The 11,015-nt window shown below is 72.1% G+C and carries 7 protein-coding genes; 4 read left to right on the forward strand and 3 right to left on the reverse strand.

Features of this window, described 5'->3' with window-relative positions; all coding sequences use genetic code 11:
- Nucleotides 1–4 precede the first annotated feature (4 nt).
- The 4 genes from ACLJQE_RS20890 (at nucleotide 5) to ACLJQE_RS20905 (ending at nucleotide 5,584) form a co-directional block, all read left to right on the forward strand.
- Complete coding sequence (locus ACLJQE_RS20890; RefSeq protein ID WP_410640969.1) at nucleotides 5–451, forward strand: Lrp/AsnC family transcriptional regulator; 447 nt, start codon at nucleotides 5–7, stop codon at nucleotides 449–451.
- Between the two features lie 267 nt (nucleotides 452–718).
- Entirely contained in the window at nucleotides 719–1,615 is an 897-nt protein-coding gene (locus ACLJQE_RS20895; RefSeq protein WP_410640970.1) for a substrate-binding domain-containing protein, read from the forward strand.
- 251 nt (nucleotides 1,616–1,866) lie between these two features.
- Nucleotides 1,867–3,882 carry an AMP-binding protein gene (locus ACLJQE_RS20900; protein ID WP_410640971.1) on the forward strand — a complete coding sequence of 672 codons (2,016 nt, stop codon included), beginning with the start codon at nucleotides 1,867–1,869 and terminating at the stop codon, nucleotides 3,880–3,882.
- A 73-nt stretch (nucleotides 3,883–3,955) separates the two neighbouring features.
- Nucleotides 3,956–5,584 carry an NAD-dependent malic enzyme gene (locus ACLJQE_RS20905; protein ID WP_410640972.1) on the forward strand — a complete coding sequence of 543 codons (1,629 nt, stop codon included), beginning with the start codon at nucleotides 3,956–3,958 and terminating at the stop codon, nucleotides 5,582–5,584.
- A gap of 7 nt (nucleotides 5,585–5,591) precedes the next feature.
- On the opposite strand, the gene ACLJQE_RS20910 is transcribed toward ACLJQE_RS20905, so the two are convergent.
- From ACLJQE_RS20910 to ACLJQE_RS20920, 3 genes are all read right to left on the reverse strand, one after another.
- The gene (locus tag ACLJQE_RS20910; RefSeq protein ID WP_410640973.1) at nucleotides 5,592–6,992 is read right to left on the reverse strand and encodes an alpha/beta hydrolase; all 1,401 of its coding nucleotides are present in this window, start codon (nucleotides 6,990–6,992) and stop codon (nucleotides 5,592–5,594) included.
- Nucleotides 6,993–7,064: 72 nt separating this feature from the next.
- Nucleotides 7,065–9,110 (reverse strand): HelD family protein, encoded by a 2,046-nt coding sequence (locus ACLJQE_RS20915; RefSeq protein WP_410640974.1) that lies wholly within the window; start codon nucleotides 9,108–9,110, stop codon nucleotides 7,065–7,067.
- A 123-nt stretch (nucleotides 9,111–9,233) separates the two neighbouring features.
- Nucleotides 9,234–9,632 (reverse strand): histone-like nucleoid-structuring protein Lsr2, encoded by a 399-nt coding sequence (locus tag ACLJQE_RS20920; protein ID WP_410640975.1) that lies wholly within the window; start codon nucleotides 9,630–9,632, stop codon nucleotides 9,234–9,236.
- Nucleotides 9,633–11,015: the final 1,383 nt, after the last annotated feature.

Here is an 11,015-nt window from a genome sequence, read left to right on the forward strand (position 1 = left end):
GCGCATGCCCGACGAGCTGCTCGACGCCACCGACCACGAGATCCTCGGCCTGCTGCGCGAGGACGCCCGCCGCACGCTGTCGGACATCGCCGGCCGCGTCACGCTGTCCACGGCGGCGGTCAAGCGCCGCATCGACCGGCTCCGCGAGAGCGGGGTGATCACCGGGTTCACGGTCCAGGTCGACCACGCGAAACTGGGCTGGGGGATCGAGGCGTTCACCGAGCTGCGGTTCGTCGGCAACACGAAGGTGGCCGAGATCCTCCGGACGACCACCCGCATGCCGGAGGCCCAGGCGGTGTTCACGATCGCGGGCGACCCGGACGCGCTGGTCTGGCTGCGGGTCAGGGACATGGCCCACCTGCAGAAGACGATCGACGAGATCCGGCGGCACCACCAGGTGACGGGGACGAAGACGTTGATCGCCCTGGAGTCCTGGTCACGGGGAAGCTGATCGTGACGCTCCGGGTCGCGGCCGGCCCTGACTGAGCGCGCGCTTAGTGACCTTGTTCACCGGCGAGCCGGCACGCCCTCGGCCGCCGAGGGCCTTCGGCGCCGTAGGCGCCCAGGTCGGAGCCCGCTTCCGCGCGGGGGATGGCGGGTGACTGACGAGCGTCGCGAAGGGTGGTGTTGCCGACGTCAAGGTGAACATCGCGCCGCGTTGTGGTCACCTCGTCGTAACGGGAAGCCGGCGCGGGAGTTACCGGGAGGGGTGGGCGGCGTGCGACAGCGGACGGCAGGGGAGCTCTGCGGTGGCACGGCGGTCGTGCTGCCGGATCCGGCGCGCTCGATCGGGGTGCTCACCTCGACGCTGGCCACGCTCGGCAACAGCCGGACGCTCGACGCCATCGCGCAGGCGGCCGCGGCCGAGGGATACGCGATCAAGCTGATGCCGCTGGGCAAACCGACCCGCGAGGCGGTGACCGACGCTTTCCGGGAACTGGGCAAGCACGACGTCGACGGTTTGGTCGTGCTGGTCGAAGAATACGCGCTGGATTGGCCGGGCAGCGTTTTCCCGCAGGAGCTGCCGATGGTGGTCGTCGATTCGAATGCCCGCGCCGGGTATCCGACCGTCGACACCGACCAGGCGCAGGGAGCCGTGCTGGCGACCGAGCACCTGCTCAAGCTCGGCCACGAGAGCGTCTGGCACATCGCGGGCCCGACGGATTCGTTCGCGGCCGAGCACCGGCAACGGGCTTGGCGGCAGACGCTGACGCGGTTCGACCGGCGGGTGCCGCTGCCGGTGGTGGGGGACTGGACGGCCGGGTCCGGCTACACGCTCGGCCGGGTGCTCGCCCACGACCCGGCCGTGACGGCGGTGTTCGCGGCGAACGACCAGATGGCACTGGGACTGCTGCGTGCGCTGCACGAAGCCGGCCGGTCCGTGCCCGGCGAAGTCAGCGTGGCCGGTTTCGACGACATGGCGGAGGCGGGGAGTTTCTGGCCGCCGCTGACCACGGTCCGGCAGTCGTTCGCCGAACTGGGCACCCAGGTGGTGCGGACCCTGCTCGACGAGGTCCGGTCGGGGATCCGGGTGGCGACGCTCGAACGGGTGCCGGTGTCGCTGGTGGTCCGGGGCAGCACCGGCCCGCCGCCGTGGTTGTCCGCGAAAGCGTGAGAAACGTGTTAAGCGTTCCGTGCTTCCCGGGTTTTTGCTCGCTCTTCGCGATTGAATACATCGAATCGTGCGACCGTGTGTTGACACGACCGTCGGCGCAAACGGATGCTCGGCGTACCGGCCGAAAGGCCGAACCCCGGAATGACCGAACCCCGGAACGACCGAAGTCCCGGAACGACTGAACCTCCGGAACGACAAAGGGAGAGCCGAGTCATGACCACCGTGCCGGCGGCTCCTCCCGATGCGACCTGATGGAGCCGGAACTCATCGAGATCACCGCCACCGTGCCGCACGCACCCGCGGCTGTGTGGACGATCGTGGGCAGTCCCCACCTGTACTCGCGGTTCGTCCGGGGAATCACCTCGTGTGAGCCGGTTTCCGAGGCCATCGGCCGGGGTGCCCGCTACCGGTACCGCGCCGGCGGCGAGGGCGAGGCCGAAATCTTCGTCCACCGCCGGGACGAGCACCTGGCCTGGTCCGGACGGCAGCACCGGATGTCCGTCGTGCTGCGTCCGGTGTCCGGAGGCTGCACGATCACCATCCTGCTCACGCTGCTCGAGGGCCGGTCGCCGGCGGTCCCGAAGATCCGCCAGCGGATCCTGGACGCGGTCGCGGCGATCAGCGACCACCTCGGCGGCGTTCCCGCGGCGGATCCGCCGCCGCCCCGCCCGTCGAAGCGCGAGCTCGCCCGGATCCTGGTCAAGGCCGGGGTGCTCACCCCGGCCCAGCCCACCGGCACGCTGCGGCAGCTGAGGTCGGTCGGCCGGTGGGGCTCGACCCTGGCCGGCGGCTACGAGGCGGCGGCGCGCCGTGCGCCGGAGTCCCTCGCGCTGTGCGACGAACGGTCCGAGCGGACGTTCGGCGAGCTCGACGACCGCACCACCCGGCTGGCCGCGGTGCTGAAGCGCCACGACATCACCGAGGGGTCGCGGGTCCTCCTGATGTGCCGCAACCACAACGCGATGGTCGAAGCGATGATCGCCTGCAGCAAGCTCGGTGCGGACGTGGCCCTGATGAACACCGGGCTGGCACTGGGGCAGGCGGCCGAGTTCGCGCTGCACCACGGGTCCCAGCTGGTGCTCGCCGACGCCGAATTCGCCGCCCTGCGCGGTCACCTGCCGTCCGAGATCCCGCAGCTGTGGACGTGGCCGCCCGGCGACGGGTGGCACGGTCCGACCATCGAAGGACTGATCGAGGCGCAGCCACCCACCCGGATCGCCCCGCCGGGCAAGCCCGGCCGGCTCGTCGTCCTCACCTCGGGCACGTCCGGCCCGCCGAAGGGCGCGCGCCGCCCGACCCCGCACAGCGTCGCCGACGCGGCCGCGGTGCTGTCGGAGATCCCGCTGCGCTCCGGGGAGCCGATCCTGGTCGCCGCCCCGTTGTTCCACACCTGGGGCCTGGCCGCGCTCCAGCTCGGCATGGCCCTGCGGGCCGGGCTGGTGCTGCCCCGGCGGTTCGACGCGGAAGCAACGCTGTCGATGATCGAACGGCAGCGGTGCGCGGCGTTGTTCGCGGTGCCGACGATGCTGCGGCGGCTGCTGGACCTGCCGGAGAAGACGCGCGCCCGCTACGACCTGTCCTCGCTGCGCGTGGTCGCCAGCTCCGGCGCGGGCCTGCCGGGCCGGCTGGGCGAGGAGTTCATGGACGCCTTCGGCGACATCCTCTACAACCTGTACGGCTCGACGGAGGTCTCGTGGGCGGCGATCGCGGGCCCGCGTGACCTCCGGGCGGCGCGCGGCACGGCGGGCCGCCCGCCGATCGGCACGGCGCTCCGCGTCCTCGACCGCGCGGGCAACCCGGTGCCGCCCGGCGCGACCGGCCGCCTCTACGTGGGCAACCGCCTGCTGTTCGACGGGTACACCGACGGCGAACAGCTGGACGTCCGCGACGGCCTGATGGACACCGGCGACCGCGGGTACGTCGACGCGAACGGCCTGTTGTTCGTCCAGGGCCGCGAGGACGAGATGATCGTGTCCGGCGGCGAAAACGTGGCCCCGGGGCCGGTGGAGGAAGTCCTGCTCGCATTGCCGGAAGTCCGCGAGGTGGCGGTGGTCGGCGTCCGCGACCCCAAGTACGGCCAGCGCCTGGCGGCTTACCTCGTGCTGGTCCCGGGCGCCCGGCTGGACGCCGACACGGTGCGTTCCCACGTGCGTGAGCGGCTCGCGCGCTTCGCGGTGCCCCGGGACGTCGTGTTCGTCGACGAGCTGCCGCGCAACGCCACGGGGAAGGTCGTGAAGCGGGCCCTGCGCCGCAACTACCGCTGGTGACCGGCCTGCCCCGCGGCGGCTCCTGTGGCAGTGTCGGGAGTGGACGAGGAGCACCCGGCCCGCGGAGGAGCTGATGGTACACAAAGGACAGAGCAGGCTGTTCGACGCGTTGACGACGAAAGGGACGGCGTTCACCCGGGAAGAACGCCACGACCTGGAGCTGACCGGCCTCCTGCCGTACGCGGTGAAGTCCCTCGACGACCAGGTCGCCCACACCTACCAGGAGTTCTCCCGGCGCCGCGACGACCTGGACAAGCACATCTACCTGCGGGCCCTGCAGGACCGCAACGAGACGCTGTTCTACCGGCTCCTCGCCGGGCACGTCGAAGAAATGCTGCCGATCGTGTACACGCCCACGGTCGGCGAGGCGTGCGAGCGGTTCAGCGACATCTACCGCCGCCCGCGCGGCCTGTTCGTGTCCTACCCCGACCGGGGACGGCTGCGGGAGGTGCTCCGGAACCGGCCGGACGCGGACGTCGACGTCATCGTCGTCACCGACGGCCAGCGCATCCTCGGCCTCGGCGACCAGGGGATCGGCGGGATGGGGATCCCGATCGGGAAACTGTCGCTGTACACGCTCATCGGTGGCATCGACCCGGCCCGGACGCTGCCGGTCGTGCTGGACGTGGGCACGGACAACGTCGAACGGCTCGAGGACCCGAACTACCTCGGGTGGCGCCACCGCCGGATCGGCGACGACGAGTACTACGCCTTCGTCGACGAGTTCGTGACGGCGGTGCGCGAGGAACTGCCGGACGTGCTGCTGCAGTGGGAGGACTTCGCGACTTCGCACGCCCTGCCGATCCTCGAGCGCTACCGCGGCGAAATGCTGACCTTCAACGACGACATCCAGGGCACCGCCGCGGTCACGCTCGGCGCCCTGCACGGCGCGGCCGAGGCCGCGGGACGCCCGCTGTCGCAGCAGCAGGTCGTCATGCTCGGTGCGGGCTCGGCCGGCATCGGCGTGCTGGAAATGATCCGCCAGGAGATGGTGGCGCAAGGACTGTCCGACGCCGAAGCCGCGGAACGCATCTGGGTGGTGGACATCGACGGGTTGCTCACCGACGACCGGGCGGGTCTTTCTTCCGGGCAGCGCCGGTTCGCACAGCCGGCGAAGCGCGTCCGGGACTGGGACGGCACGGGGCTGGCCGACGTCGTCCACCACGTGGACGCAGGCGTGCTGCTCGGGCTGTCCACGGCGGCCGGGGCGTTCACCGAAGAAATCGTGCGCGAACTGGCGGGCAAGACCGACCGGCCGATCGTCTTCCCGCTCTCCAACCCCACCAGCCGCGCCGAAGCGCACCCGCGCGAGCTCGACGAATGGACCGGCGGCCGGGCCCTCGTCGCGACCGGCTCCCCGTTCGCGCCGGTCGAGCGGCACGGCCGGAAGCGCCGGGTCGCGCAGTGCAACAACGTCTACATCTTCCCCGCGGTGGGCCTGGCGGTCACGGCGGTGCGGGCCACCCGGGTCACCGACGAGATGATGCGGGTGGCGGCCAAGACACTCGGCGAGGCGTCCCCGGCGCTGGCCGACCCGGACGAACCGCTGCTGCCGTCCTGGGACGACGTCCCGGAAATCGCGACCCGCATCGCGACCGCCGTCGCCGTCCAGGCCGTTCGAGACGGCGTCGCCCCGCAGATGAGCGAAGACGACGTCGCGAAGGCGGTCCGGGAAACGCGGTGGACGCCCGAGTACCGGTAGCGGCGGGTCAGGCCGGGCAGCTGACGTCGTGCCGCGGTGTCTCCAGCGTCAGCAGGTAGCGGTCCGTCGCCGACCGGGTGCAGGCATTCCGCTGGTAGACCCCGTGGCCGGAGCCCTCGTACGTCAGCAACGTCGTGTTCGCCGGTGCCTGCCGGTGGACCGCGAGGGCCCAGGCGTACGGGGTCGCCGGGTCGTAACGGGCGTTCAGCAGCAGGATCCGCGGGGCGCGCGGGATGCTCAGCCGGTGGGGCGGGTTCGCCGGCGGGCCCTGGACGCCCAGGCACGCCATCGCTTCGCCGTGGCTCAGCGTGCTGCCGCGCATGAGCGGTCCGCGGCGCAGCTCTTCGGCGTGCAATGCCGAGTAGTGGGCAAAGCCGCGGATCCGGAGGTCGAAGTCCTGGCACACGACCGCGAGGCGGATCGAGGCGTAGTTGTAGGAGAACCGGGTGGTCACCCGTGGCCGGCCGGCCACGGCCTCGGCGATCGCCTGGCCCGCGTCGTCCCAGTCCGGGCCGTACATGTCCTTCAGCACCCGGTCGCGCAGCTCGATCCGCTCCTCCGGCATCCCGCTGGTCATGGTGAGGGCCTTCCGCCAGACGGCGAAGACGTCCTGGCCGTGCAGCGCACAGGTCGTCGTCCGGTCACACCACGCGGCGAACTGGCGGAACCCCTCGTCCGCGGCAGTGGCCCGGTCGCCGAGGAAGCGCTCGATGCCGGCGCTGTGGTCGATGGAGCTGTCGAGCACCATCGCCCGCACCCGGTCGCCGTGTTGTTCGGCGTACTGCTGGCCGAGCAGCGTGCCGTAGGAGATGCCGAGGAAGCTGATCCGGGCTTCGCCCAGCGCGCGGCGGACCGCGTCCATGTCCCGGGCGTTGACCGCGGTGTTCGCGTGGTCGAAGACGGGAAGGTTGCGGGCGCGGCAATCGGCGACCGCTTTCTCGCTGTAGGCCCGCAGCGCGGCGAACTCGGCCGGGCCCGCCGGCTCGGCGCTCGGCGGCTTGCCCGTGTCGGGGCACTCGATGAACTCGCTGCGGCCGGTGCCGCGCACGTCAAAGCCCACGACGTCGAACCGGGCCTGGACCTCCGGGCTGAAGAAGACCCCGGGCGTCACTGCGAATTCCGTGCTCGACGAGCCGGGGCCGCCGAAATCGGCCAGCAGCACCCCGAGGCGGTGCGCGGAATCGGTGGCCCGGTGCCGGGCCACCGCGAGCTCGATCGACGGCCCGTGCGGGGAGTTCCAGTCCAGCGGCACCCGCACCGTGCCGCACTCGCCGTCCGGCGGCGCGGGGCTGTCCGGATCATCGGGGCAGGTGGTCCAGACGATCGGTGACGGCGTCCAGCCGGCGGCGGCCACGGCGGGCGCGGTGCCGGTCAGCAGAAGTGCGCTCGCCAGCAGGGTTCCCAGCACCCGAGGCTCCTCCCCGCGACGACCCGGACCCCGCCGACCGTAGGGTGCCCGGGGGTTGGTCACAAGGGCCGATCAGGCGGTGTGCTCGAGGAGGCCGGCCAGTTCGGCGGGTGGCGGGCCGGGGTGCAGGATCCCCAGGTGCCGGGTGGCGCGGGTCATGGCGACGTAGAGATCGTTGTGCCCCAACGGGGCGGCGAGGATCGTGGCCGGGTCGACGACGAGCACGGCATCGAATTCCAGGCCCTTGGCCTGGCCGGGGGTCAGCACGACGACGGGGTCGGTGAGCTCGGGCGGGGTGCGCACCGCCGCGGCCGCCGTGAGCCGGTCGTGGTGTGACGGCGGGGTGATGATCGCCAGCCGGCCGTCCTCGTGGCGGGCGGCGATGGCGGCGACGATGCCGGGCAGCTCCTCGAGCGTGGTGCGACGGCGCCAGGGGTGTTCGCCCGCGTGGCGGACGGACCGCGGAGGCCGCAGACCGGGGTGGTGGGCGGCGAACAACCCGGCCGCGGCGGCCATGATCTCGGCCGGGGTGCGGTAGTTGACCGTGAGCTGCGCCAGCCGCCATCGATCGTCCACATGCGACCGAAGCGCGTCGTCCCACGACGTGGCGCCGGCCGGGTCGCCGGTCTGGGCGAGGTCGCCGACGACGGTCATCGACTTGGCAGGGCACCGTCGCAGCAGCATCCGCCAGGCCATCGCGGACAGTTCCTGCGCCTCGTCGACGACCACGTGCCCGAAGGTCTCGCCGGCCCGTTCGCCGAGCACGGCGGCGGCCTCGTCCAGCAACGGCACGTCGGCCGGGCTCCAGACGTCACCCGGGGTGCCGAGCAGGCCGGCCACCACCTCCGGCGCGGTCAGCGGCGGCCACAGCTCGTCCAGCACGGCACCCACTCCGGTGTCGGCGAGCAGCGCGGCCCGCAGCCGGGCCGCGTCGGTCTCGTCGAGCAGCCGCCGCGGGCCGTCCTCCTGGCCGGGGTCGACCACCACGCCGGCGGCGGCGAGGGCACGCAGGTCGGCCGCGCTCAGCCGGCCGTCGGCGCTGCCGCCGTCGAGCGACTCGCCGGTCTCGGTGAACACCACGTTTTCCATGCTGTCGATCAGGTCCTGCGCGAGCGCGGCGACGATCCGCTGCTGGAAGACGAGCCGGGCCTGGTTGTGCGGTAGCCCGGTGTGCGCCGCCGCGTCGGCGGCCTTCCGGCACGTACGCGGGTCCAGCACCAGAACTTCCCGCTCGAACGCGATCTCGACCGGCTCGCCGGGCAGGCGGACCCGCGTCCGCACCGCGGCCGCGATCCGGACGGCCAGGTCGGCCCGGCCCTTGGCCACCGCGCTTTCGGGTGGGTCGGTCCGGCCGATCGTGATGCCCGGGTACAGGCCGGCGACGGTCGAGGTCACCACGGCGTGCTCGCCCAGGCCGGGCAGGACCTGGCCGATGTAGGCCAGGAAGACCTGGCTGGGGCCGACGACCAGGACCCCCCGGCCACGCAGGTGCGGGCGGGTGTAGAGGAGGTAGGCCAGGCGGTGCAGCGCGACGGCGGTCTTGCCGGTGCCCGGGCCGCCCTGCACCACCAGGACGCCGGGGTGGTCGTCGCGGACGATCCGGTCCTGCTCGGCCTGCAGCGTGGTGACGATGTCACGCATCCGGCCGGTTCGCTGCGCGGTCAGCGCCGCCATCAGCGCGGCGGCCCCGACCAGGACGTCGTCTCCGCCCGCCTCGGTGTCCAGCAGTTCGTCGTCGAGGGCGAGGACCGCCCGGCCGCGCGTGGTGATGCGCCGCCGCCTTCGCACGCCGTGGGTGTCGGCCATGGTCGCGGTGTAGAACGGCCGGGCCGCGGGCGCGCGCCAGTCGAGCAGCAGCGGCTCGTCGCCGCGGAACAGCCCCAGCCGGCCGACGTGGACACGGCTGCCGTCCCGCATGTCCAGCCGCCCGAAGCACAGCCCGTCTTCGGCGGCTTCCAGCCGGGACACTTCCGCTCGCCAGAACGGCGCCGTCGCCGGGTCCGCCGCGGTCAGCCGGGCGGCGGCGTGTTCGCGCAGCGTGTCGGCTTCGGCGTAGAGGGTGGTCAGGTATTCCTGTTCGACGTCGAGTTCGCGATCGGTTTCGTTGCCGGCGGGCACGCTCGAGCTCCTCTTGTCATCCGGTGATCGGTGACATCGAGGGTGCACGGCGATTCGGCGGAGAAACAGTCTTGTTCTTTCCGGCGGCCTCAGCCGCCGCGCGCGACCTGCCGTTTTCGGGAGTCAGGCGGCGGCTTTCCTGCGCGGAGCGCGCTTTCGCGGGGACGGCGCGGACGATTCCGTGTCGGCGCCGTGCACCCGCTCGAAGGCGGCGACGACTTCGGAGGAGAGGCGGCCCCGCTCGGAGACGTCGTAGCCGTTCGCGTTCGCCCAGGCCCGGATCCGCTGGTTGCGCTCGCGATCGGAGGCGGTGGTCGACTGGCCGGTGGCCACGCGGACCTTGCGCCCGCCGACACGGCGGCCGGCGTCGATGTAACGGGCCAGTTCGTGGCGCAGGGCGGTTGCGTTCCGATCCGAAAGGTCGATTTCGAAGGCGACGCCGTCGAGGCTGAACTGCACGGTCTGGGCGGCGGTGCTGCCGTCGATGTCGTCGAGGATCTCGACGGAGACTTTCTGGGCCACTTGGGTCCTCCTCCGGTGGATGTGCGCTCGAGAACGCGAACTGCACAATGCGCGCAGCGTTCGCCGCGAAGTGTATCCACAACCGGCCCGAAAGGGAATTCAACTCGCGCGGAAACGGGCGGGTCCGTTCGGCGTAATTGCCCGCATCGGAGCAGCAAGCAGGCCGGTATCGCCTCAATGGGTGAAGAACAACTTCACCCACCCTGGCCGTCGGCGACCGGGGTGTCGCGACGGCAGAGACGCTGAGGCCTCCCGGCATGGGTGGTTTCGGGTCTATTGTGGACGTCCTTTCCGGACAGCGCCGGGGATGGTGGCCTCGCGGCGGCGCCCGCGAGTGCCCGGCCGTTTCCCGGTTCGGTGTGGGGCCCGTTCCCGAAATGCCCGACCGAGGGTGGCGGCCGGTGGTGGGCGGTGATGGACGAAAGCGGGGAGTTGACGGCCGCCGCGGATTGGTGGGGCGGCCGGGCGGGGGATCGGTGGGTGCGACCGCCGCGGGGAGGCAGGGCCTGGCAAAGTCCTGGTCCGGCCGTTCCTTGCCTCGAGTCCGGTCGGCGACCGCCTGGCCCGCCGGCCCCGGCCCGCGACGGACGGCGCGAGACGCAGATAGGCAACTTTGCGGGAACTCTGCCGGGGGAGGGGGAAGTGCCGCCTATGGCCGGGCTGGGCTGGAGTCGGCAGCTCGGGGCGGCTCGCGGCGAGCCGCGGCAGCTCGCGGCAACCACTGCGGCTCGCGGCCGTCCCCGTGGCGGTTCAACGCCGTCCGCGGCCGGTGCCGCTCGCCGCGGGGCAGGTGCGGGCGGCGGGGGGCGGCTGGATCGCGCCGGGTTCGCCGCTGGGCCGGTGGCGTGTGCCGGCGGGCCGCTCCGGATGGTGCTCGTGATCGTTGCCGTGGGTGGGTGCTGCTGCTCCGGATCGCTCCCGTGGTCGTCGCCGTGGGCGGGGCCCGGCCGCCGCCCCGGGTGGCTCCTGTCCGCGCCTCGTTGGCTCCGGCCTCCTCCTCTAGGGTCCCGCTGTCCCTCCCCGGGCGGACCCCGGCCCCGCCCCAGTTGAACGCTGTTCAACCGCCGGGCAAACGGGGGCCGCCGCATTCCCGGGGCACCTTTGCCCGCTTGGTGGGACTTCGAAGGATCTGTGCTACACCTCCCGAACCCTCCTCATCAATTCGATCATTTCACCGATGTGGCCGTGTCTTCCGCGTTACCCGCCAATCGGGTGATGCGGCGTAAGCTGAAGCACAACGTTCGAAAGTTGCCCACTTCGGCGTCTCGGCCGCCCTCGTCACCCTGGTGCCGGTGTGTCGTCCCAGGTGAGCGGTCTGCCGTAAAGCCAAACCTCCCAATCGAGGTAACATTTTCCGGCAGAAGAGTGAACAATAATCGTCGC

The organism is Amycolatopsis sp. lyj-346, assembly GCF_046548975.1.
In the GTDB taxonomy this organism is placed as follows: Bacteria; Actinomycetota; Actinomycetes; order Mycobacteriales; family Pseudonocardiaceae; genus Amycolatopsis.

What these genes read in the sequence shown, in the direction of transcription:
- ACLJQE_RS20890 (WP_410640969.1), top strand. Translation starts at nt 5, where the DNA reads ATGCCCGACGAGCTGCTCGACGCCACCGACCACGAGATCCTCGGCCTG.
- ACLJQE_RS20900 (WP_410640971.1), top strand. Translation starts at nt 1,867, where the DNA reads ATGGAGCCGGAACTCATCGAGATCACCGCCACCGTGCCGCACGCACCC.
- ACLJQE_RS20905 (WP_410640972.1), top strand. Translation starts at nt 3,956, where the DNA reads ATGGTACACAAAGGACAGAGCAGGCTGTTCGACGCGTTGACGACGAAA.